Genomic DNA, 23,244 nt, shown 5'->3' on the forward strand with positions numbered 1-23,244 from the left:
CTGACGATGACGTCCGGGGAAACGGTGACATCGGAGGAGCGGGCCGTCGCGGCCGTGGTGGGCGCGGCGGTGGGCGACGCGCTGGGCGCCCCGTTCGAGTTCGGTCCCGCGGGGGCCTTCTCCGAACGGTTCCCCGGGCCGGGGGCCGGCGAGATGTGCGGCGGCGGTGGCTGGGACCCGGGGGAGGCCACCGACGACACACAGATGGCCGTCCTGGTGGGGGAGTCGCTGCTGGCGCGCGGCGGGCTCGATCTCCCGGACATCTTCGACCGCTTCCGGCGCTGGGCGGCGGCCGACCCCAAGGACATCGGGCTCCAGACCGAGGACGTGCTGACCAACGGCATGCCGTGGGACACGGCCGCGGCCGCGCACTTCCGGGTCAACCAGCGCGCGGCGGGCAACGGCGCGCTGATGCGGGCGGCCACCTCCGCGGTCCACTTCGCCCGGGCCGGGCAGGCGGCCACCATGGACGCCGCCCGGCGCGTCGCCGCCCTCACCCACGGCGACCGCGCCGCCTGGGAAGGCACCGCCGTCTACCACGAACTGATCCGGCAGGCCCTGGCGGGCGGTGACCCGATCGCCGCCGTTCCCGAGGCGCTGGCCCTGGTCCACCCCGACCACCGTCCGCGCTACGCCACCGTCCTGGACCCCGGCTGGCACCCCGACGACGCGACCGAGTTCAACGGTGCCGTCTGGCCCTGCCTGGGGTCGGCCGTGTGGGCGGTGCGCAGCACGGACGGGTTCGCGGCAGCGGTCCGCGCGGCGATCGACCTCGGCGGTGACACGGACACCGTCGCCGCGGTGACCGGCGGGCTGGCCGGCGCCGTCCACGGGCTGGACGCGATCCCCGCCCGCTGGACCGAGCCGCTGCACGTGCCGCTGCCGGGTTTCGGCGGGCGGGTGCTGCGGCTCGACGATCTGATCGGGCTGGCCCGGCGCCTCGGCGACGGCCCCGGCGGAAATCCTGCCGCGACTTCCGCCCGACCACTGCCCTTTCCGGCCGCGGGCCCTTAACATCTGCGTCACCGCAAGGTTTCAGAAACCTTGCAGCAAGAACCTTCAACGAAGAAGGGTCCCCCCATGGCACGCAGATCCCTCCTCCTCGGCGCCGCCGCCCTCACCACGGCCGCCCTTGTCATGAACCCGTCCACACCGGCCCAGGCGTCGCCCCCCGGCACCAAGGACGTCACCGCCGTCCTCTTCGAGTGGAGCTTCGCCTCGGTCGCCAAGGAGTGCACGAACACCCTGGGCCCGGCCGGCTACGGCTATGTGCAGGTCTCCCCGCCCGCCGAGCACATAGCGGGGTCCCAGTGGTGGACCTCGTACCAGCCCGTCAGTTACCGGATCGCCGGTCGGCTCGGGGACCGGGCCGCCTTCCAGTCCATGGTGAACACCTGCCACGCGGCCGGCGTCAAGGTCGTCGCCGACGCGGTCGTCAACCACATGTCCGCGGGCAGCGGCACCGGCACCGGCGGGTCGTCGTACACGAAGTACAACTACCCCGGGCTGTACTCGTCCCCCGACTTCGACGACTGCACCGCGCAGATCAGCAACTACGCCGACCGCGCCAACGTCCAGAACTGCGAACTCGTCGGCCTCGCCGACCTGGACACCGGCGAGAGCTATGTGCGCGGCGCCATCGCCGGGTACCTCAACGACCTGCTCTCCCTCGGCGTGGACGGCTTCCGGATCGACGCCGCCAAGCACATCCCGGCCGCCGACCTCGCCAACATCAGGTCCCGGCTCAGCAACCCGTCCGTGTACTGGAAGCAGGAGGTCATCTACGGCAGCGGGGAGGCCGTCCAGCCCACCGAGTACACCGGCACCGGGGACGTGCAGGAGTTCCGGTACGCCTACGACCTCAAGCGGGTCTTCAACAACGAGAACCTCGCCTACCTGAAGAACTACGGGGAGGGCTGGGGGTACCTGAGCAGCGGCGTCTCCGGTGTCTTCGTCGACAACCACGACACCGAGCGGGGCGGCTCCACCCTCAACTACAAGGACGGCGCCAACTACACCCTCGCCAACGTCTTCATGCTGGCCTGGCCCTACGGCGCCCCGGACGTCAACTCCGGCTACGAGTGGTCCAGCACGGACGCCGGGCCGCCCAACGGCGGCACGGTGAACGCCTGCTGGCAGGACGGCTGGAAGTGCCAGCACGCCTGGCCGGAGATCAAGTCGATGGTGGCGTTCCGCAACGCCGTGCGCGGTGAGTCCGTCACCAACTGGTGGGACAACGGGGGCGACGCGATCGCCTTCGGCCGGGGCGCCAAGGGCTTCGTCGCCATCAACCACGAGAGCGGCTCGCTGGCCCGGACCTACCAGACGTCCCTGCCCGCCGGGACGTACTGCGACGTCCAGCGGAGCACGACGGTGACCGTGAACGGCTCCGGCCAGTTCACCGCCACCCTGGGCGCCAACACCGCGCTCGCCCTCTACGCGGGCAAGTCGAGCTGCTGAACGGCGGCCCCGGGCAAGGGTCGTGAAATGTCTTTCCGTTACTTTCGCGACCCTTGCTGCAAGCCTTGCGGCGGGGCTACCGTCTCGCCGGGGTCGGACCCGCGAACGAGCCGCCAGCAGCAAGGAGTTCCCTCCGGTGATACCGAGAATCCCGGCGCCAGGCAGGCGCCGACCCTCCCGTGCCCGACGCGTCGCGGCCGTGGCCGTCGCCGCCCTCACCGCGACGCTGGTCCAGCCGCTCGCCGCCACCGCCGCGAGCCCGCCCCCGCCCCCGTCGGACGCGACGCTCGCGAAGACCGCGGCCCGCAACGACCTCACCCGCGAGCAGTTCTACTTCGTGCTGCCGGACCGGTTCGCCAACGGTGACACCGGCAACGACCGGGGCGGCCTCACCGGGTCCCGGCTCGCCACCGGCTACGACCCCACCGACAAGGGCTTCTACCAGGGCGGCGACCTCAAGGGCCTGACCAAGAAGCTCGACTACATCAAGGGCCTGGGCACCACCTCCATCTGGATGGCGCCCATCTTCAAGAACCGGCCCGTGCAGGGGACGGGAACCGACGCCTCGGCCGGCTACCACGGGTACTGGATCACCGACTTCACGCAGGTCGACCCGCACTTCGGGACCAACAAGGACCTCGAAACCCTCATCACCAAGGCGCACGCCAAGGGCATGAAGGTCTTCTTCGACATCATCACCAACCACACCGCCGATGTCGTCGACTACGAGGAGAAGTCCTACGGCTACCTGTCCAAGGGCGCGTTCCCGTACCTGACGAAGGACGGCGAGCCCTTCGACGACGCCGACTACGCGGACGGCGACCAGCGCTTCCCGGCCGTCGACGCCGACTCCGCCCCCTACACCCCCACGGTCACCAGCGACACCAAGGTCCCCGCCTGGCTCAACGACCCCACCATGTACCACAACCGCGGCGACTCCACCTGGGCCGGCGAGTCCGCCACCTACGGCGACTTCAACGGCCTCGACGACCTGTGGACCGAGCGTCCCGAGGTCGTCAGCGGCATGGAGAAGATCTACCAGCGCTGGGTGCGGGACTTCGACATCGACGGCTTCCGGATCGACACCGTCAAGCACGTCAACATGGAGTTCTGGACCCAGTGGGCCACCGCGCTCGACGCCTACGCGGCCAGGCAGGGCCGGGACGACTTCTTCATGTTCGGCGAGGTCTACTCCGCCGACACCTCCGTCACCGCCCCGTACGTCACCGAGGGCCGTCTCGACGCCACTCTCGACTTCCCCTTCCAGGACGCCGCCCGCGCCTACGCCTCGCAGCGCGGCAGCGCCCAGAAGCTCGCCGCCGTCTTCGGCGACGACTACAAGTACACGACCGGCCGGGCCAACGCCTACGAACAGGTCACCTTCCTCGGCAACCACGACATGGGCCGGATCGGCTCCTTCCTGAGGCAGGACGACCCGGACGCCACCGACGCCGAACTGCTGAAGAAGGCGAAGCTCGCCAACGAGCTGATGTTCCTCAACCGCGGCAACCCGGTCGTCTACTACGGCGACGAACAGGGCTTCACCGGCGCGGGCGGCGACAAGGACGCCCGCCAGCCGATGTTCGGCTCCCGCACCGCCGACTACCTCGACGACGACCAGCTCGGCACCGACCGCACCCACGCCGAGGCCGCCTACGACACCAGCACCCCGCTGTACCGGCAGATCAGCGCCCTCGCCAAGCTCCGCGGCGCCAACCCGGCGCTCACCGACGGGGTCCAGACCGAGCGGTACGCGGCCGACGGCGCCGGGGTCTACGCGGTGTCCCGCACGGACGCCACCACCGGCATCGAGTACGTCGTCGCCTTCAACAACGCGGCCCAGGAGAAGACGGCCACCTTCGCCACCGGCTCCGCCCGGACGGCCTTCCGGGGCATCTACGGCACCGACGCCACCGCCCGCACGGACGCCGGCAAGAAGCTCACCGTCACCGTCCCGGCCGGCTCGGCGGTCGTCCTCAAGGCCACCGGCGAGCTCCCCGCCCCCGCCGCCGGGCCCACCGTCAGCCTCACCGCCCCCGACCCCGGCGCCACCGGCACCGTGGCGCTGACGGCGGACGTCACCGGCGGCCGGCTCAACCGGGTGGTCTTCGCCGCCCAGACCGGCGACGGCAAGTGGCGCACCCTCGGCTCCGCCGACCACGCCCCCTACCAGGTCACCGACACGATCGACGCGGACACCCCCGCCGGCACCGCCCTGCGCTACAAGGCGGTGGTCGTCGACTCCGCCGGGCGGACCGCGAGCGCCACGGCCGCCTCCACCACCGGCACCCCGCCCACCGCGCAGCCCCCCACCGCCACCTCCCGGGACTACGCGATCGTCCACTACCAGCGCCCGGACCGGAACTACGCCGACTGGAACCTGTACGCCTGGGGCGACCTGGCCGACGGCGAGGCGACCACCTGGCCGGCGGGCCACCCCTTCACCGGCCGGGACGCCTACGGCGCCTTCGCCTACGTCAAACTGAAGCCCGGCGCCGCCAGTGTCTCCTTCCTCGTCGTCGACAAGGACGGCACCAAGGACGTCGCCGCCGACCGCACCATCGACGTCACACGGACCGGCGAGGTCTGGATCAAGCAGGGCGAGGAGCAGGCCGTCACCGAACGGCCGGACTACCCGGCCCAGGACACCACCAAGGCCGTACTCCACTACCACCGCGCGGACGGCGACTACGACGGCTGGGGACTGCACGTCTGGTCCGGCGCCGCGAACCCCACCGACTGGTCCAAGCCCCTTCAGCCGGTGGACACCGACTCCTACGGCGCGGTCTACGAGGTACCGCTCACCGAGGGTGCCACCAGCCTCAGCTACATCCTCCACAACGGCGACGAGAAGGACCTCCCCACCGACCAGGCCCTCGACCTCACGGCCAACGGGCACGAGGTGTGGCTGATGAGCGGCGCGGAGCAGTATCTGCTGCCGCAGCCGGCGGGTTCGGCCGCGGCCGTCGACCTGTCCACGTCCAAGGCGGTCTGGATCGACCGGAACACCGTCGCCTGGACCGGCTCGGACGCCGCCGCCTCCACCCAGCTGCGCTACTCCGCCACCGGCTCCTTCAAGGCCGAGAACGGCGTGCTGACCAGCACCGACGAGCGCTGGCTCCGGCTGACCAGGACCACCCTCACCGACGCCCAGCAGGCGAAGTACCCGCACCTGAAGGAGTACACCGCCTGGTCCGTCGACCCCCGTGACCGCGACCGGGTCCGCGAGGCCCTGCGCGGCCGGCTCGTCGCCTCGCAACTGGCGGCCAATGGTGGCGTCGTCGCGGCGACCGGAGTGCAGCTCGCGGGCGTACTCGACGACCTGTACGCGGGGGCCACGGACGCGGACCTCGGCCCGGTCTTCGACCGCGCGGGCCGCCCCACCCTGTCGGTGTGGGCGCCCACCGCGCAGAGCGTCTCCCTGGAACTGGACGGGAGACTCAAGGCCATGCACCGGGACGACACCACCGGCGTCTGGTCCGTAACCGGCCCGAGGTCCTGGCGGAACAAGCCCTACCGGTACGCCGTGACGGTCTGGGCACCCGACGCGGGCGAGGTCGTCACCAACAAGGTGACCGACCCGTACTCCGTCGCCCTCACCGCCGACTCCGAGCGCAGCCTCGTCGTCGACCTCGCCGACCAGTCGCTCGCCCCGGCCGGCTGGACCACGTACCAGAAACCGAAGGCCGTCGCCCCGCGCGACGCCCAGATCCAGGAACTGCACGTCCGCGACTTCTCCGTCGCGGACCCGACGGCGTCCGACCCCGGCACCTACCTGGCCTTCACCGACCAGGACAGCGACGGCTCGAAGCACCTGCGGGAACTGGCGGAGGCCGGCACCTCGTACGTGCACCTGCTCCCCGCGTTCGACATCGCGACGATCCCGGAGCGGACGTCCGACCAGGCCACCGTCGACTGCGACCTCGCCGCCCTGCCCGCCGACTCGGCGAAGCAGCAGGAGTGCGTGGCGAAGGCGGCGGCCAAGGACGCCTACAACTGGGGTTACGACCCGTACCACTACACGGTCCCCGAGGGGTCCTACGCCACCGACCCGGACGGCACGGCCCGGACCGTCGAGTTCCGCGAGATGGTCAAGGCGCTGAACGAGGACGGGCTGCGGGTCGTCATGGACGTGGTCTACAACCACACCGCCGCGAGCGGCCAGGCGGCGACCAGTGTGCTGGACCGGATCGTGCCCGGCTACTACCAGCGGCTGCTGGCCGACGGCTCGGTGGCGAACAGCACGTGCTGCGCGGGCACCGCCACCGAGAACGCCATGATGGGCAAGCTCGTCGTCGACTCGATCGTCACCTGGGCCAAGCAGTACAAGGTCGACGGCTTCCGCTTCGACCTGATGGGCCACCACCCCAAGGCCAACATCCTGGCGGTCCGCAAGGCCCTCGACGCGCTCACGGTGGAAAAGGACGGCGTGGACGGCAAGAAGATCATCCTGTACGGGGAGGGCTGGAACTTCGGCGAGGTCGCCGACGACGCCCGCTTCGAACAGGCCACCCAGCGGAACATGGCCGGCACCGGCATCGCCACCTTCTCCGACCGGGCCCGCGACGCCGTACGCGGCGGCGGGCCCTTCGACGAGGACCCGGGCGTCCAGGGCTTCGCCTCCGGCCTGTACACCGACCCCAACGGCTCAGCCGCGAACGGCACTGCGGCCGAGCAGAAGGCCCGCCTCCTGCACTACCAGGACCTGATCAAGGTCGGCCTGACCGGCAACCTGGCCGGCTACACCTTCACCGACACCGCCGGCCGGCAGGTCAAGGGCTCCGACGTCGACTACAACGGCGCCCCCGCCGGCTACGCGGCGGCCCCCGGCGACGCCCTCGCCTACGCCGACGCGCACGACAACGAGTCCCTGTTCGACGCCCTCACCTACAAACTGCCGGCCGATACCCCGGCCGACGACCGGGCCCGTACGCAGGTGCTCGCGATGGCCACCGCCGCCCTCTCGCAGGGCCCGGCGCTCTCCCAGGCCGGCACCGACCTGCTGCGCTCCAAGTCGCTGGACCGCAACTCCTACGACAGCGGCGACTGGTTCAACGCCATCCACTGGAACTGCGCCGACGGCAACGGCTTCGGCCGCGGCCTGCCGATGGCCGCCGACAACGAGTCCAAGTGGCCGTACGCCGGGCCGCTGCTCGGCTCGGTCCGGGTCGGCTGCCCGGAGATCGAGGGCACTTCGGCGGCCTACCAGGACCTGCTGACCATCCGGACGACGGAGCCGGACTTCTCCCTCGCCTCCACCGGGCAGGTCCAGTCCCGCCTCGCCTTCCCGCTGTCCGGCACGGCCGAGACCCCCGGCGTGCTCACCATGACCCTCGGTGACCTCGTCGTGGTCTTCAACGCCTCCCCGGACACCCAGGACCAGCGGATCGACGCGGCGGCCGGCACCGACTACCGCCTGCACCCGGTCCAGGCGGCCGGGTCGGACCCGGTCGTGAAGGACGCCGCCTACGCCGAGGGCACGTTCACCGTCCCGGCCCGCACGGTGGCCGTCTTCACCCGGGCCGGCTGACCGGTCCTGCGGTTAGGGTGCTCCTGTCCCGTACGCCAGAACAGGAGCACCCATGCCGCAGATCACCGTCGAGCGTTCCCCGGGCCTCGACCACGTCGACTGGGCGGAGTTCGCGCTCGACCTGCACACGGTGGTCGTCGAGACGGCGGCGGCCCAGCCGCAGGCGTGCAAGACCCGGGTGCTGCGCACCGAGGACGAGGTGGTCGGCGACGAGCGGGAGCGGCACGCCATCGTGAACGTCACGATCGCCCTGCTCCCGGGCCGGACCGAGGAGACCAAGGCGCTGCTCACCGAGCGAGTCGTGGAACTGCTGCGCAAGCACGCGCGGTCGACGACCGGGGACACCCTGCACCTGTCCGCGGAGGTGCGGGAGCTGGACCCCTCCTACCGCAAGGCCGTGGTCTAGCGCCTGGTGCGGCGACCGGCCCTAGGCGATCAGCCCGGCCAGCCGGCCGACGAGTTCCGCGAACGGGCCGTCGGCCGGCTCGCTCGCCAGGACGCGGCGCAGCAGCGCGGCCGTCGCCTCGTCGTGGGCGGCGCTCACCGCCAGCAGGGCGCCGAAGTCGTGGACGAGCTGCACCTCCAGTTCGGCCCGCGGCACCCGCCGCCCGTCCAGCCACAGCAGCGCCGTCGACTCGGCCAGCGAGATCCAGGACCGGACCACCAGTTCCAGCCGGGCGGGCGGCTCGGGGACGCGCAGATGGGCGATGATCTGCTCGTACGCGGCCTGCCGGACCGAGTCGATCAGGGCGTTGGTGGTGGACGCCGTGGTGATGGCGCAGGCTTCGCCCGCGGGGGCGGCCGGGCCGCCGCGCATCAGGGCCGAGAAGCCCGGACCGTGTTCCGCCACGAAGTCGAAGAAGCGGCCCATCACCCGCAGCAGCCGGGCGCCCAGCGGGCCCTCGGGCGGTTCCACGAACCGGCCCGCCAGGTCGTCGGCGGCGCGTCGCAACGCGGCCTCGTACAGGCTGAGTTTGCCGGGGAAGTAGTGGTAGACGAGCGGGCGCGAGATGCCCGCGGCCGACGCTATCTCGTCGATCGAGACCTCGTCGGGCGAGCGGCGGCTGAAGAGTTCGAGGGCGACCCCGATCAACTGCTGCCGCCGCTCCTCGACGCCCATCCTGCGGCGTACCCCGGTAGTCATACGAACACCTTACCGATCGGATCCGGCCGAGAAACGGGCCGGACCGGACAGCGGTGTTCACATGTCCAGTACGAGACGCTCACCTCGCGCGCGCGAGACACAGATCAGCATCGAGTCACCGCGCTCCGCGTCCGTCAGCAGCTCGTCCCGGTGGTCGATCTCGCCCGCCAGCACCCGCTGTTGGCAGGTCCCGCACCAGCCCTGCTCGCAGGAGTAGGGGGTGCGCGGCAGCTCCGCGCGCACGGCGGTCAGGATGGAGGTGCCGGGGCGCACCGTCAGGACCTGGCCGGTGCGGCGCAGCTCCACCTCGAACTCCCCGCCGCCCGCCGCGCCGCGTGGCGCGAACCGTTCCAGGTGCGGTGCCCGGCCGGCCGGCATCCGCTCGGCGACGGCCGCCATCATCGGCTCGGGGCCGCAGCAGTAGACCTCGGTGTCCGCCGGCCGGCCGGTGAGGAACCCGTCGAGGTCGGGCAGTCCGTCCTCGTCCTCGGCGACCACGGTGATCCGGTCGCCGTCCGGGTCCAGCTCGGCCAGTTCCGCCAGGAACGGCATCGAGGCCCGCGACCGGCCGCCGTACAGCAGCCGCCACCGGGTGCCCTCGGGCAGCGACCGCACCATCGGCAGCAGCGGTGTGATGCCGATCCCGCCCGCCACGAACCCGTACGAGGCCGCCTCGACCAGCGGGAAGCGGTTCCGGGGCCCGCGCACCCGCAGTTCGGTGCCCACCCGCACCTGCTCGTGCACCTCGCGCGAGCCGCCGCGCCCGTCCGCCACCAGCCGGGTGGCGACCGTGTAGCAGGAGGTGTCCGCCGGGTCGCCGCACAGCGAGTACTGCCGTACCAGCCCGGACGGCAGCACCAGGTCGAGGTGGGCCCCGGGGGTCCAGCGGGGCAGGCCGGGCCCCTCCAGGCGCAGCAGCGCCACCCCGTCGGCGATCCGCTCGTGCGCCGTGACCAGCAGGGACAGCTCACCGGGCACCGGTGCGGGCTCCGGGGCCCGCGGGGCAGTGGGTGATCTGCGTACCCGGCGCCGCAGCAGCAGCGCGGCACCGGCACCGGCCGCGGCGGCCACGACCGTCATCGTCATCCGCTTGTTGGACATCGCGTCAATGTACTGACGGGTAGGGGGACCGGGAACCCCTGGAGCAAGACTTGTTGACGTCGCTGTCAGCAAGACGCGGTGGCCGGGGCTACCGCAGCCCCTTCACCGTCCGGCCGTCCGCCAGCGTGCCCGTCAGCTCGGCATGCGCCCCCTGCCCGGCCTCGGTCTCCAGTACGTGGCCGTCGGCCTCGGCGTCGATGCCGCCGGCCGCCCGGACCGAGGTCAGGTCGTCGCTGCCGGCGCTCAGCAGGTACCAGCCGTGCTTCGCCGACTTCCACAGCACCCCGGCCAGCACCTGCGGCGCGCGCTCGCCGCACGCCGGGACGTCCTGGGCCTTCGCCACCACCGTCCCGTACCGGCCGCCCGGCGTGTGGAACTGGGCCAGCACCCGCGCCCCCGTGCCCCGCCAGGTCTCCGCCCGGGTGCACACCCAGCTCGCCGTTCCGGTCGCGTGCGGCAGCGGCTGCTCGGCGAACTCCCAGGCGTTCACCGCCCGCACCCCCTGCCCGCGCACCGTCCCCAGCGAACAGGCGTACGGCGACCAGGCCTCGCGCGCCTTCGCGCCGGACACGTCCCGCGCCGCGCCGGGCCGGCCGGTGGTGAGCCGGGCCGGGACCAGTTCGCCGAGGTCGCTGAGCAGCCGGGTGGTGGAGTCGTCGGTCAGCTCCAGGGCGGTCCAGGAGCCGCAGTCGCCGGGCCGCTGGACCGGGCTGGCCAGCGGTGCGGTCACGCCGTCGGTCAGGGCCAGGCCGCGCGCGCCGGAGTCCGGCTCGGTCAGGTCCCGCTCGGCGGCCTTCGTCACCCAGGGCGCGGTCAGATAGCGCACGTTGCCGTCCGCCCGGCCCAGGACCACCGCGGTCGCCGCGTCCCGCCCGGCCCCGTCGGTGCGCGCCAGGTCGAGGGCGGCCCCGGCGGTGCCGTCCTTCGGCTCGGCGTAGCGGACGACGCGCAGACCGTCGTGCAGGATCACCACCCGGGCGGCGTCCACGGTGCCGGCGTAGAGGAGCTGGGGCGGGCCGGCCGGGCCGCCGGTGGGGGTGCCCGGCGTGGCGGAGACGCGTACCTTCGCGCCGGGGCGGGCCCAGACGGCCAGGGCGCGGCGCAGCAGGGCACGGTCGCCGGTGCGGTCGCCGCGCGCCGGCCACACCGAGAAGTCGGTGCGGGCGGACGTCCGCCAGGCGGTGGCGGAGACCTTGGTCAGCCGGGCGGGGTCGAGGGCGGCCCGCGCCGACTCGTTCTGCGCGTACGGCGGGGCGGCGGCGCCGTCCGGGCCCCAGCCGTCACCGGGCAGGGCGAGCAGCGCCCCGCCTACCGCCAGCACCGCACCGGCGGCCAGCGCGACCCGCAGCCGCTGCCGGCGCCGCATCAGATCGGTCGGCCGGGCCTGGAGGGAACAGGGGTCGAACTCGGTGGAGGAGAGCAGCGCGTGCCGCTCCGGACCGGCCGGGACGGAGTCGGCCTCGGTGAGCGCGGCCGGTACGTCGGGGACACCGGCGGCGGTGAGCACCTGCCGTACCTCGGGGTCGGCCAGCCCCTCCAGGCCGCGCAGGGCGTACGCGGCCCGCCCCGGGCCGGTGAGCGCGGACAGGGCGCGGTCCAGGGCGAGTTCGTCGGCGCCGCCGGGGCGCGGGAAGACCCGCAGGCCCCAGACCCCGGGGAGCAGCGGCGGCAGCTGGGACCGGTTGGGCCAGGCCCGGCGGCGCAGCGGCAGGCCCGCCGCCAGCGCCGTGGTCACCACCCGCAGCCGGACCAGGGCGTACCCCGGGTCGCCGGCCCGGCCGGCGGCCTGCGCCGGGATCGCCGGGGCCGCGGTGCGGCCGCGCGGCAGCGCCCGCTGGACCAGGGCGTGCGCGGTCAGGACCCGCCGGGTGCGGCCCAGGTCGGGCGGCAGCACCAGGTAGGCGAGCCGGACCAGCCGGGGATAGTGCTCGACGAGCGCGGCCTCGGCCTGTTCGACGTCGACGACCGGGTCGTCGGCGGGCGGTGCGGGGCGCGGGGCGAGATCCTGTGACTGCACACCCAGCGCAACGAGCGATCCGGCGGTTGGTCACCGGGGGCCGGAGGGACCGTGGTCGGAGGGGGCAGGGGCGGGGGCGGGGGACTACGGGTTCGCGGGCGCGGTGAGCTGTCGCGCGTAGTTCGCCATCGAGCGGCGGTAGCGCGGCAGATGGGGGGCGAGGGCGCCCAGTACCAGCGCCAGGCCCTCGCGGTCGCGGCCCAGCGCGGACAGGCACAGGGCCAGTGTGGCCCGTACCGCGTCGTCCAACTCGTCGGATTGGGCGTCGAGTTCGGGCGTCAGCAGCTCCACGGCCTCCGCCGCCCGGCCGGTGTTCCGCAGCGAGCTGGACAGCTGGATCTTCGCCCGGCGGCCCCGGTAGGGGCTCAGCTCGCTCAGGCCGCCGGCCAGTGCCTCCCGGTACAGCGGTACCGCCCGGTCGGAGTGGCCGGTCGAGTCCCAGGCGCAGGCCCGCTCGAAGGGGACCAGCGGGCTGTCCGCGGGCAGTTCGCGGACGAGCGCCTCGATCACCGCGCGGAAGGCCGCCGGGTCCTGGCCGGGATCGGCGTCGAAGGCGGCCCAGGCGGCGGTGGCACGGTCGTCCCAGTCGGCGTTCATCGCCCCACTCTCGCACGAAGCCGGCCGGGTCCCTGAGTACTTCGGGCCGCGCAGCCGTACCGATGGCGAGAGCCCCGGCCGGGGGCTCCGTGCGGCATGTCGCCGGAAGGGACCGGAGGAACACATGAGGCTGACCCGACGACCGGCGCTCGCGTGCGCCGGAGCGGTGGCGCTGCTGGCGCTGGCCGGCTGCGGCGAAGGCACGGACGGCGCGGCGGCCGTGCCACCGACGGCGACGGGGAGCCTTGAGCACCTGGCCGCCGAGGCGAGCTGCGAACCCGACCTCCAGACCGACGCCGACGAGATCCGGCAGGCCATCTGCGAGCAGGGCGCGGAGCGGTACGTCCTCGCCACCTTCGCCACCGACCGCGGCCAGCGGGAGTGGATCAACACGGCCAAGGACTACGGCGGTTACTACCTCGTCGGCCGCAAGTGGGTGGCGGTCGGCCACCAGGACGTGGTGGCCGGCCTGCGCGCCGCCCTCGGCGGCACCCTGGAGCAGGGCGCCGACCACAGCGGGCACGCCGGGCACGCGGGGCACGGGAGCTGAACGCCGGGCGGGCCGGTGACGGGGGGAACCCGCCACCGGCCCGGGAAGGGGGCGAAGGAGCTGCTACTCGCAGTCCTCGCCGCTGTTGACGCACCGCACGACCTCGTTCATCAGGTCCTCGTCCATGACGTTGATGAAGTCGTTGTGGTCGGTGATCGGCTTGTGCAGCTGCTCCGGGAAGCCGTCCACCGCGTACGGGGCGCGCACCTGGCCGTTCTCCACGGTCGGGGTGGGCACGTCGTACACCAGGCGGACCTGGAGCTGCGGAATGGCCTGGAAGCCGCTCGGGCAGCTGCCGTCGGCCTGGACGAAGGCGACGTGGTCGCGGTGGTTGGCGCTGTCGATGTTCTGGCCGTCCCAGCAGCTCTGGAAGTTGGCCGTGCGCACCACCTGGCTGTCGTCCGGGCACAGCGGGTACTTGTCGGTCAGCTGGCGGTCCTCGAAGCCGGTGCAGCTCCACGCCGTGTTGGCGTTGGCCAGACCGTTGGTGAACGCCTTGGCGTCGCCGGTGATGACGCGCAGGAACTTCGGCATCGCCACGACGTCGCCCTGCTTGTTGCCGACGAACTTGATCTCGGCCTGCTGGGCCTTGAGGATCTTGCCCACGTTCCCCTCGGCGCCACCGCCGAGATCACCGGCGTCGAACTCCGCGGTGCCGTCCTGGAGCCGCAGCACCGGCCAGTAGTAGGTCGACCGGTCGCCCTGGTTCTGGCACGAGGTGTCGGCGGCGGCCAGGTCGTCGTCGCCGGCGAAGGCGTCGTTGCCCTGGTTGCCGACGTAGTCGTGGGTGTGGTGGGCGCCGTTGTCCACGCCCGGCGCGACGATCAGGTTGTCGCTGTTGTGCAGGTCGTTCTCGTTGACCCCGCAGACGGTGGTGAAGCTGCCGGTGGAACCGGTGTCCCCGTTGGCGGCCAGGCCGTTCGGGCCCTGGATGCCGTTCGGCTGCACGGTGGTGATGTCGACGAAGTCGGCGGCGACCGGGCCGGCCGCGCCGTTGCCGTTGTCACCGGGGTCCTGGCCCTCGCCGGGATCCTGGGTCTCCTCCGGCGCCTCGGTCTCCTCCGGGTCCTGGGTCTGGCCGCCGCCGCCCTGGCCGCCGCCGTTGTCGTCCGGCTGGTCGGCGTTCATGCCCTTGCAGCCGGAGAACCGGTCCAGGCCGCGCGGGGCCTTGCCGCCGGCCCGGCGGATGTTGCTGCCGATCCGGTCCAGGGCCGCGGTCCGCTTGGACTTCAGCGGGCTGAGGATCGCGTTCTGCACGTATCCCGAGTCGCCCTCCTGGGCCTGCCGGGTGGCGGCGAGGCGGGCGTACGCCTCGGTGATCTGCTGGTCGAGCCGGGCCAGTTCCTTGTCGACCCCGGCCCGCGCCCCCCTCGGCACGTTGCGCAGTCTCTGCCCGACGTCCGGGCACTTGATCGTGGCCACCTGGGCGGCCGCGGCCCGCGTCCGGTTGTGACCGCTGTTCTTCTCGTGCGCCGAGGCGTAGAAGTTGGCCCAGACCAGCCCGCCCCCGCCGAGTGCCAGGGCCGCTGTCCCGGCCATGACCTTGGTGGCCAGCGGCATACGGCGTTTTCTTGTATTGCGTCCCATGAGACTCCTCTTGGCTTCCTTGCGGGGCATCGAGGCGCCCGACAGGAGTGAAGCGGCGCCCTTCCATACGCAAGGCGTCCCACGGGTGTTCAGCCGTCCCGGGAATTGAGGTTTGCATCCCCGGTCACCGGTTCAGGTCCCGGTCACCGGTTCGGGTTCTGGTCACCGGTTCAGGCCCCGGTCACCGGTTCGGGTTCTGGTCCCGGTCACCGGTTCTGGTCCCGGTCCCGGTCACCGGTCCCGGTCGAGGAAGGCCAGTACCGCCAGGACCCGCCGGTTGTCGTCGTCGGAGACCTCCAGGCCGAGCTTGGCGAAGATGTTGGCGGTGTGCTTGGCGACCGCCCGCTCGGTGACCACGAGCCGGCCGGCGATCGCCGCGTTGGTCCGGCCCTGCGCCATCAGCTCCAGCACCTCCCGCTCCCGGGGCGTCAGCCGGGACAGCGGCCCCGCGCCGGCCGCCCGGCGGCTGAGCAACTGCTGGATGACCTGCGGGTCCATCGCCGTACCCCCGGCCGCCACCCGCCGTACGGCATCGGTGAACTGCGCCGCGTCGAACACCCGGTCCTTCAGCAGATAGCCGACCCCGCCGGTCCCGTCCGCCAGCAGTTCCCGGGCGTAGAGCTGTTCCACGTGCTGCGAGAGGACCAGTACCGGCAGCCCGGGCCGGGCGCGGCGGGCGGCCAGCGCGCACTGCAGCCCCTCGTCGGTGTGCGTGGGCGGCAGGCGTACGTCGACCACGGCGACGTCCGGGTCGAGTTCGGCCAGCGCCCGGGTCAGCTCGGGGCCGCTCTCGACCGCCGCCGCGATCTCGAACCCGTGCGCCTGAAGGAGCCGGACCAGGCCGTCGCGCAGCAGGAACAGGTCTTCGGCTAGGACAACGCGCACGGCAGCTCCAGGGTGACCAGGGTGGGGCCGCCCACCGGGGAGCTGACGGCCAGCACACCGTCGAAGGCGGCGAGCCGCCGCTCCACCCCGCGCAGCCCGGACCCCGCGCCGAGCGCCGCGCCGCCCTTGCCGTTGTCGGTGACCGTCATCCGCAGGAAGCCGTCCGCGCGGTGCAGGTCGACCCAGATCCGGTCGGCGCCGGAGTGCTTCACGGCGTTGGTGAGCAGCTCGCTCACCGCGAAGTACGCGGCCGACTCCACCGGCGCCTCGGCCCGCCCCGGCAGCTCCACGGTGACCTCGGTGGCGACCGGCAGCCGCAGCGCCAGGGCCCGCACCGCGTCGCCCAGGCCGCGTTCGGCGAGCACCGGCGGATGGATGCCGCGCACCAGGTCGCGCAGTTCGCCGAGGGCGTCGGCGGAGGACCGGCGGGCCCGGGCCAGCAGCTCGCGGGCCTGCTCGGGGTCGGTGTCGAGCAGCGCCTCGACGGTGCCCAGGTCCATGCCCATCGCGACCAGCCGGGCCTGCGCCCCGTCGTGCAGGTCCCGTTCGATGCGGCGCAGTTCGGCGGCGGAGGTGTCGACCGCGTCGCGCCGGGTCTCGGTCAGTACCCGGACCCGTTCGGCCAGCGCCTCCTGGTCGGAGCCGAGCACCGCCCGGGTCAGCAGGAAGTGGGCGCCCAGCAGGCGCGCGGCGCGGAAGTGGCCGAGCAGCAGCAGGACGAGGGCGAGCGCCCCGGCGCCGAGCGCGGACGCCGGTCCGTCCACCGGCACGAACCCGTACCAGTACCCGTCGGGGAAGACCCGCCACAGCCCGGCCGCGAGCGCGAGCCCCTCCAGCGGGTAGAGGACCAGCGCGGCCGGCAGCAGCGCGGTGACGAAGCCCGCCGTCATGTCCACCGGCAGCCAGCGCAGGTCCCGCCAGGTCGCCGGGTCGCGCAGCGGCGCGACGGTGCGGGTCCACGGGTTGGCGCCGGGCGGCAGCGGCCGGTAGGCGGGCGGTATCCGCACCCCGCCCCACTCGGCGGCCAGCACCCGGCGCCGGTTCGCGTACGTCCGCACCCCGGCCAGGACGTGGGGTGTGGTGACCAGGCCGACGCCGACCGGGATCAGCGCGAGGGACACCGCGGTCAGTACGAAGCACAGCAGCGACCCGGGGAGCGCGATCAGCGCCAGTGCCAGTCCCCGCGCCGCGGCCCGCCCGGCTCCGTATGCCTTGCTCCGCTGCCTGCCGTACCGCGCCGCTGTGGTCATACCGGCAGTCTGGCCCAGCCGGCGGCGCCCGGTCACTGGGCCGGACCCCCGGCCGGGGGTGGTGTCAGGTACACCCCCGGACCGGGCCCGCCGCGGGTCAACGCGCGGTCGGTGGCGTGTACTTGTAGCCGACCCGGCGGACCGTCTGGATGGCGCCGCGGTGTTCGGCGCCGAGCTTGCGGCGCAGCCGGGCGACGTGCACGTCGACGGTGCGGCCGTCGCCGACGTGGCCGTACCCCCACACCGTGGACACCAGCTGGTCCCGGGTGTGCACCCGGTGCGGGTGGGCGACGAGGTGGGCGAGCAGTTCGAACTCCAGGTACGTCAGGTCGAGCCGGCGGCCGGCCACGCTGGCGGTGCGGCGCGCGGGGTCGACGCGGACCAGGGTGCCGTCCGCGGTGGTCTCCGGGTCCGGGTCCGGGGCGGGGTCGGGGTCGGGGTGGGGGGCGTGGCCCGGGTGGCCCGGCGCCGGGAACCGCGGCTGCCGGTCGGCCGGGACCAGCACCAGGTACCCGACCATCGGCGGCCGGCCCGGCAGGGCGGGCAGGGTGTGCGGCGGGGCGGGCAGCCAGGTGGCGCCGGGCGGCAGCAGGTCCGCGACGTCGATCGTCTCGTCCCGGTCGACGGCCCGCAGCCGGTACCGGGAGCCGTTCGGGACGGAAGCGAGGGAGGATGAGGTGGTCGCCATGAGAGGTCAGCTCTTTCGCGCGAGGGTTCGTCGGAAAGGGCGACGGGCGCGAGTTGGTGGTGGCGCGCGTCGCGGACGTACGTCGTGCGCGCTGGCCGAAGGCCGGAACTACGGCTCGGAGGCCGGAAGTACGGCTCGGAAGGCCGGGTTACGGCTTCACAGGGCCCGCGCGAGGGACGCGCGACAACACACCCGGTCGAAGTCGTGGTGCTGACGGGAAGGCCAGAAGGGCTCTAGGTCATGGCGACCCGGCGCGTGGTGCTTCTGGAGGCTGGCCATGTCTCCATTGAACCACCGAAGGGGCGCCCACCGCGACGGTGGACGCCCCTGTGAGAGGTAGTGCACGGGACCGGTCAGACCTGGCCGGCCTTCTCCAGCGCCGCGCAGCAGGTGTCGACGAGCAGCCGGGTCACCACGTACGGGTCGACGTTGGCGTTGGGACGGCGGTCCTCGATGTAGCCCTTGCCGTCCTTCTCGACCTGCCACGGGATGCGGACCGAGGCACCGCGGTCGGAGACGCCGTAGCTGTACTCGTTCCACGGGGCGGTCTCGTGCAGGCCGGTGAGGCGGTCGTCGATGCCGGCGCCGTAGTTCTTGACGTGGTCCAGCGGCTTGGAGCCCTCGCCGAGCGACTCGGCGGCGGTCACGATCGCGTCGTAGCCCTCGCGCATCGCCTTGGTGGAGAAGTTGGTGTGCGCGCCCGCGCCGTTCCAGTCGCCCTTGACCGGCTTGGGGTCGAGGGTGGCGGCCACGTCGAAGTCCTCGGCGGTGCGGTAGAGCAGCCAGCGGGCCACCCACAGGTGGTCGGAGACCTCCAGCGGGGAGACCGGGCCGACCTGGAACTCCCACTGGCCGGGCATCACCTCGGCGTTGATGCCGGAGATGGCCAGGCCCGCCTTCAGGCAGTTGTCCAGGTGGGCCTCGACGACGTCGCGGCCGAAGATCTCGTCGGCGCCGACACCGCAGTAGTAGCCGCCCTGGGGGGCCGGGAAGCCGCCCTTGGGGAAGCCGAGCGGGTAGCCGTCCTTGAAGAAGGTGTACTCCTGCTCGATGCCGAAGATCGGCTCCTGCGCGGCGTACCGCTCGGCGACCTCGGCCAGCGCGGCGCGGGTGTTGGTCGCGTGCGGGGTCATGTCCGTGTCCAGGACCTCGCACAGCACCAGCACGTCGTCGCCGCCGCGGATCGGGTCCGGGCAGGTGAAGACCGGCTTGAGCACGCAGTCCGAGGAGTGGCCCTCGGCCTGGTTGGTGGAGGACCCGTCGAAGCCCCAGATCGGCAGCGCCTCGAGGCCGCCGGGCGCGCCCGTGATGATCTTCGTCTTGGAACGGAGCTTGGCCGTCGGCGCGGTGCCGTCGATCCAGATGTACTCGGCCTTGAAGGTCACGGGGACACATCCTTCGGGGTGGGTCTGGGCGCACTTGCGGGTGCTGCGGCGCTACTGCACCGGAGCGCCGCGGGTGATGCCCGGCAGCCTGTCAACGGGCGATTTCCCGGCCATTGCCCGTTTGTGAACCCCGTGTTACCTGGGCGTGGTGTGGCGGGATTCACGGTGTGAGGACACGCCCCTCGGGCACGACGCCGCCGGGCATGCCTCGAACGCGACCCCGCCGGGCGCGCCGGGGCCCGGCCGCCGCGGCCCGTACGGCGGTCGGAAAGCCCTCGACCGCGCCGCACTACGCCCTGTGTGCCGTACCCGGCCGGGTACGGCGTCTGGTGGCCGGCCGCCTCGCCGGCTTCCCGCCCCGAGGAACCGAGGGCGCGGTGCCGCCGCCGGGCGCGGTGCCGCGGGGCGCCGCCCGTCGTGTCCGGCCCGGCTAGCGGGAGATCGCCTCCCGGACCGCCTCGTCGGTGCGGGCGACGACCGCCGTGCCGTCGTCCGCGGTGATGATCGGCCGCTGGATCAGCCCGGGGTGCGCGGCCAGCGCCGCGATCCAGCGGTCCCGGGACGCGGCGTCGCGGGGCCACTGGGCCAGCCCGAGTTCCTTCGCGGCCGCCTCCTGGGTGCGGGTGATGTCCCAGGGTTCGAGACCGAGGCGGGCCAGGACGTCGCGGATCTCGGCCGCGCTCGGTACGTCCTCCAGGTACCGGCGGACGGTGTACTCGGCCCCCTGCGCGTCGAGCAGACCGATCGCGCTGCGGCACTTCGAACAGGCCGGGTTGATCCAGATCTCCATCCCGCCACGGTATCCGGAGGGCCCCGCGAACCCGTCTTCCCCACCTGTCCCTGCACCCCCTGAAGCCCTGCTGGCCAGGGGGTTTTGTCAGTGCCGGGCAGTAGAATAGAAGCAGTGTTCGAGGGTGTTGCCGGGGGTGCCGAAGCCCCCGTGCGCGACCCTGATCGCGACAGGAGGATGCCCGTGCCCGCTGCCGCAGTGAAGCCGAAGTCGAAGTCGAAGTCGAAGCCGGTCCGCAAGCCGTTGCCCACCCAGTCGACCGCCAGGCGACCCGTCCAGCTCGATCTGCCGTACGACCCCGTCGAGAAGAGCCCGCTGCCCGCGGGCCGCCCCCGCGAGTGGTACATCACGCACAACCGCCGGCTCAAGGCGATGCGGCTCGCCATCGCCCTGCTCGACTCCGGCGTGTATCTGCCGAACCAGGCCCGCAACGACAGGATCCGTACGGCGGCGCAGCTGATCGGCGTCCATCCGCCGTCGGACACCACCTGCCACATGGTGCGCGCGTTCATGCGCTACCACCGCTGAGCCCGGCACCGGCACCGGCACTCCCGACGCACGGGGGTCCCGGTGCCGGTGTGCCGCCCGCCGCCCGCGCTGCGGCAGGATGGGCCCGTGAAGGCACCGCTCATACCGCGAACTCCCGCCGCTTCGACGGCACTTGCGCCGCCGGGGCCCGGTCCGGCCCCGTCGGCCTGGCTGACGCTGTCCGGCCGCCCCGGCCGGGTCGTCGCCCTGGCCTGCGACCTCGGCATGGCGCTGGTGGTCCTGGTGGCGGGGAAGTACTACGGCGCCGAGTACGACCTGGTCCTGGGCACGCTGATGGCGCTGTGCCTGCTGGCCCGCAGGCGGTTCCCCGGCACGGTGCTGACGGCCGTCCTGGCGCTGAGCGTCGGCCAGTTCCTCCTGTACGACCTGCCCGAGCTGCCGCTGGCGTCGGCGCCCGCCACGTACGACGTCGCCGCGCTGTTCGCCATGATGTCGGTCGTCCACCATTCCCGGACCACCTGGATGCCGTATCTCGCGGGCGGCGTGGTGCTGCTGGTCCCGGCTGCCGGGACGGTGGGGATGCCGGCCCTCGGGTTCGAGCCGTTCATCGATCTCGACGCCCTCCTGATCCTGTGGGGGCTCACGCTGACGGTCTGGCTGACCGCCTTCGCCCTGCACACCCGGCGGCTCTACGCCGAGAGCCAGGCGGCCCGCGCCTGGCACGCCGAGCGGGAACAGGAGCAGCGCGTCCGGCTGGCCGCGACCCGGGAGCGGGCCGAGATCGCCCGGGAACTGCACGACGTGGTGGCGCACAGCCTGGCCGTGATGATCCTCCAGGCGGACGGCGCCGGGTCGGTGCTGCGCAAGTCGCCGGACCTGGCCCAGTCCGCGCTGAAGACCATCGCCGCCACCGGCCGGGACGCGATCGACGACATGCACCGCATCGTCCGGGTACTGCGCGAGGGCAACCCGGACTCCGACTCCGAACCTGACTCCGACGGCGGCGGTCCGCCGCGGCGCCTGATCACCCTCGACGAGATCGAGGTCGTCGCCGAACGCGCCCGGGCCGCCGGGCTGACCGTGGACGTGTCGGTGCGGGTCGGCGAGGGCCGGCTGGCACCGGCGGAGGAGATGACGGCCTTCCGCATCGTCCAGGAGTGCCTCACCAATGTGCTCCGGCACGCCGGGGCCGGGGCCGGCGTCGACATCCGGCTCAGCGAGGAGCGGGGCACCCTGCTGATCGGCGTGGTCGACGACGGAGCGGGCACCCTGGCCGGCCACGGCGTCGGCGGGCACTCGGGAGGCAACGGTCTGGTGGGGATGCGGGAGCGGGTGGAACTGGCCGGCGGCAGCTTCGAGGCCGGCCCCCGGCTGGGCAGCGGATGGCAGGTCCGTGCCTCGATTCCGACCAGGGCGAACCAGGAACAGGAACAGGCAGGGGCGAAGTGATGACGACACAGACGGGCAGACCGATCCGGGTGGCCGTGGTGGACGACCAGCCGCTGATCCGGGCCGGGTTCGCCATGGTGCTGGCGGGACAGGACGACATCGAGGTGGTGGGTGAGGCGGAGAACGGCGCGGACGCCCTCGACCTGCTGCGCGAGGTCGAGGCGGACGTCGTCATCATGGACGTCCGGATGCCCGTCATGGACGGCATCCAGGCCACCGAGCGGCTGATGAGGCTGGCCGATCCGCCCGGGGTGCTGGTGCTGACCACCTTCGACAACGACGAGGACGCGTTCGCCGCGCTGCGGGCCGGCGCCGGCGGCTTCCTGCTGAAGAACGCGCCCGCCGAGGAGGTCGTCAACGCCATCCGGGTGCTGGCCGCGGGGGAGTCGGTGGTGGCGCCGCGGATCACCCGGCTGCTCCTCGACCGGGTCTCGGACCGGCTGGCACCGGCCAACGGACAGGCCGAACGGCTGGACGCGCTGACCGCGCGGGAACGGGACGTACTCACCCTGGTCGCCCGGGGACGGTCCAACGCCGAGATCGCGGCGGAGCTGTACGTGGCGGAGGCCACGGTGAAGACGCACCTGGGCAACCTCATGGCCAAACTGCACCTGCGGGACCGGGCCCAGGCCGTCGCCTTCGCCTATGAGTCCGGGCTGGTCCGGCCCTCCCCCTGAGGGGGCAGAAACGCCCCCGGGTTCTGCACCCGGGGGTGCAGGAACCGCCCCGTCCGGCGGGCCAGATCCGCCGCCTCCGGTCTCAGATCCGTGGCCGATGTCCGGCGGGCCGCCGAACTCCAGACTTCTCACTGTCGCCGAACGCGGCCGAGAAACCACTGGAGGACCCGATGAACACCACGCCCGCCACCCCCACCGCCCCCGCCCCCACGAAGAACAACCGCAAGCGGAACCGTCTCGTCATCGGCGCGGCCACGGCCGTGATCGCCGCGGCGCTGGTCGCCGGAGCGGGGTACTGGTGGCAGGACCGCGATGAACTCAGCCAGGCGTCCGCCGCGGACTGCAAGTTGGCGCAGCGCATCATCACCGAGGCCGAGAAGATCTCCACCGGTTCCGCCTCGGACGCGCAGAAGTGGTGGGAGAAGACCGGCGACGAGCGCCGCGCGAACATGAAGGACGGCTACCTCGGAGCCAAGATCTCCAACTTCGAGGGGTGGGCGCTCGAGACCGCCAAGAAGTCCTCCGAAGCGCCGTCCGCGAAGGCGTTGAAGGACCTCCAGAAGCAGGCGCAGGGGCACTGCGAGGCCGCCGGCGTCACCCTGACCATGCCGTCGCTCGGCTCCTGACCGGATCGCGGGAACCGCT

General features: G+C 73.0%; 20 protein-coding genes. 10 read left to right on the forward strand and 10 right to left on the reverse strand.

Translation table 11 applies throughout. The features are described from left to right. Positions 1 to 6 precede the first annotated feature (6 nt). From AB0G32_RS18645 to AB0G32_RS18660, 4 genes are all read left to right on the forward strand, one after another. Positions 7 to 1,014, forward strand: a complete 1,008-nt coding sequence (locus AB0G32_RS18645) for an ADP-ribosylglycohydrolase family protein (RefSeq protein WP_361163921.1) — start codon at positions 7 to 9, stop codon at positions 1,012 to 1,014. A 66-nt stretch (positions 1,015 to 1,080) separates the two neighbouring features. Further along, the gene (locus AB0G32_RS18650) at positions 1,081 to 2,460 is read left to right on the forward strand and encodes an alpha-amylase family protein (RefSeq protein WP_361163923.1); all 1,380 of its coding nucleotides are present in this window, start codon (positions 1,081 to 1,083) and stop codon (positions 2,458 to 2,460) included. A gap of 136 nt (positions 2,461 to 2,596) precedes the next feature. Then, complete coding sequence (pulA, locus tag AB0G32_RS18655; RefSeq protein WP_361163925.1) at positions 2,597 to 7,990, forward strand: pullulanase-type alpha-1,6-glucosidase; 5,394 nt, start codon at positions 2,597 to 2,599, stop codon at positions 7,988 to 7,990. Positions 7,991 to 8,042: 52 nt separating this feature from the next. Next, a complete protein-coding gene (locus AB0G32_RS18660) occupies positions 8,043 to 8,396 on the forward strand; it encodes an isomerase (RefSeq protein WP_361163927.1) in 354 nt (117 codons plus the stop codon). 21 nt (positions 8,397 to 8,417) lie between these two features. Here AB0G32_RS18660 and AB0G32_RS18665 read toward each other — a convergent pair whose 3' ends face one another. From AB0G32_RS18665 to AB0G32_RS18680, 4 genes are all read right to left on the reverse strand, one after another. Next, entirely contained in the window at positions 8,418 to 9,134 is a 717-nt protein-coding gene (locus tag AB0G32_RS18665; RefSeq protein WP_361163929.1) for a TetR/AcrR family transcriptional regulator, read from the reverse strand. A 57-nt stretch (positions 9,135 to 9,191) separates the two neighbouring features. Continuing rightward, complete coding sequence (locus AB0G32_RS18670; protein WP_361163931.1) at positions 9,192 to 10,235, reverse strand: PDR/VanB family oxidoreductase; 1,044 nt, start codon at positions 10,233 to 10,235, stop codon at positions 9,192 to 9,194. A gap of 88 nt (positions 10,236 to 10,323) precedes the next feature. Further along, positions 10,324 to 12,252 carry a hypothetical protein gene (locus AB0G32_RS18675; protein WP_361163933.1) on the reverse strand — a complete coding sequence of 643 codons (1,929 nt, stop codon included), beginning with the start codon at positions 12,250 to 12,252 and terminating at the stop codon, positions 10,324 to 10,326. An 84-nt stretch (positions 12,253 to 12,336) separates the two neighbouring features. After that, complete coding sequence (locus tag AB0G32_RS18680; protein WP_361163935.1) at positions 12,337 to 12,849, reverse strand: tetratricopeptide repeat protein; 513 nt, start codon at positions 12,847 to 12,849, stop codon at positions 12,337 to 12,339. A gap of 124 nt (positions 12,850 to 12,973) precedes the next feature. Here AB0G32_RS18680 and AB0G32_RS18685 point away from each other — a divergent pair, with 124 nt between their 5' ends. Beyond that, positions 12,974 to 13,399: a hypothetical protein gene (locus AB0G32_RS18685; RefSeq protein WP_361163937.1), complete on the forward strand. Its 426-nt coding sequence runs from the start codon at positions 12,974 to 12,976 to the stop codon at positions 13,397 to 13,399. Positions 13,400 to 13,462: 63 nt separating this feature from the next. Here the strand turns inward: AB0G32_RS18685 and AB0G32_RS18690 are convergent, their stop codons facing one another. From AB0G32_RS18690 to glnII, 5 genes are all read right to left on the reverse strand, one after another. Beyond that, a complete protein-coding gene (locus AB0G32_RS18690; RefSeq protein ID WP_361163939.1) occupies positions 13,463 to 14,986 on the reverse strand; it encodes a DUF1996 domain-containing protein in 1,524 nt (507 codons plus the stop codon). Between the two features lie 231 nt (positions 14,987 to 15,217). Next, complete coding sequence (locus AB0G32_RS18695) at positions 15,218 to 15,871, reverse strand: response regulator transcription factor (protein WP_361163941.1); 654 nt, start codon at positions 15,869 to 15,871, stop codon at positions 15,218 to 15,220. Then, on the reverse strand, positions 15,856 to 17,121 hold the full coding sequence (locus AB0G32_RS18700) for a sensor domain-containing protein (RefSeq protein WP_361163943.1): 1,266 nt from the start codon (positions 17,119 to 17,121) through the stop codon (positions 15,856 to 15,858). Before AB0G32_RS18700 ends, AB0G32_RS18695 begins: the two co-directional genes overlap by 16 nt. A gap of 97 nt (positions 17,122 to 17,218) precedes the next feature. Further along, entirely contained in the window at positions 17,219 to 17,809 is a 591-nt protein-coding gene (locus AB0G32_RS18705; protein ID WP_361163945.1) for a winged helix-turn-helix domain-containing protein, read from the reverse strand. A gap of 353 nt (positions 17,810 to 18,162) precedes the next feature. Beyond that, the gene (glnII, locus tag AB0G32_RS18710; protein ID WP_361163947.1) at positions 18,163 to 19,194 is read right to left on the reverse strand and encodes a glutamine synthetase; all 1,032 of its coding nucleotides are present in this window, start codon (positions 19,192 to 19,194) and stop codon (positions 18,163 to 18,165) included. Positions 19,195 to 19,397: 203 nt separating this feature from the next. On the opposite strand from glnII, the gene AB0G32_RS18715 reads away from it, so the two are divergent. Beyond that, positions 19,398 to 19,628, forward strand: coding sequence for a hypothetical protein (locus AB0G32_RS18715; RefSeq protein WP_361163949.1), 231 nt, complete (start codon positions 19,398 to 19,400; stop codon positions 19,626 to 19,628). Here AB0G32_RS18715 and AB0G32_RS18720 read toward each other — a convergent pair. After that, positions 19,625 to 19,984: an arsenate reductase family protein gene (locus AB0G32_RS18720; RefSeq protein WP_361163951.1), complete on the reverse strand. Its 360-nt coding sequence runs from the start codon at positions 19,982 to 19,984 to the stop codon at positions 19,625 to 19,627. The genes AB0G32_RS18715 and AB0G32_RS18720 overlap by 4 nt on opposite strands. A 177-nt stretch (positions 19,985 to 20,161) precedes the next feature. Between AB0G32_RS18720 and AB0G32_RS18725 the strand changes: the two genes are divergently transcribed. The 4 genes from AB0G32_RS18725 to AB0G32_RS18740 all read left to right on the forward strand — a co-directional run bounded on the left by AB0G32_RS18725 (position 20,162) and on the right by AB0G32_RS18740 (position 23,225). Next, entirely contained in the window at positions 20,162 to 20,512 is a 351-nt protein-coding gene (locus tag AB0G32_RS18725; protein ID WP_361163953.1) for a hypothetical protein, read from the forward strand. A gap of 87 nt (positions 20,513 to 20,599) precedes the next feature. After that, entirely contained in the window at positions 20,600 to 21,922 is a 1,323-nt protein-coding gene (locus AB0G32_RS18730; protein WP_361163955.1) for a sensor histidine kinase, read from the forward strand. Further along, entirely contained in the window at positions 21,922 to 22,599 is a 678-nt protein-coding gene (locus tag AB0G32_RS18735) for a response regulator transcription factor (RefSeq protein ID WP_361163957.1), read from the forward strand. Before AB0G32_RS18730 ends, AB0G32_RS18735 begins: the two co-directional genes overlap by 1 nt. 170 nt (positions 22,600 to 22,769) lie before the next feature. Next, a complete protein-coding gene (locus tag AB0G32_RS18740; RefSeq protein ID WP_361163959.1) occupies positions 22,770 to 23,225 on the forward strand; it encodes a hypothetical protein in 456 nt (151 codons plus the stop codon). The last annotated feature ends 19 nt before the right edge of the window (positions 23,226 to 23,244 follow it).

The sequence above is a fragment of the Streptomyces sp. NPDC023723 genome, assembly GCF_040639815.1.
Classification (GTDB): Bacteria; Actinomycetota; Actinomycetes; order Streptomycetales; family Streptomycetaceae; genus Streptomyces.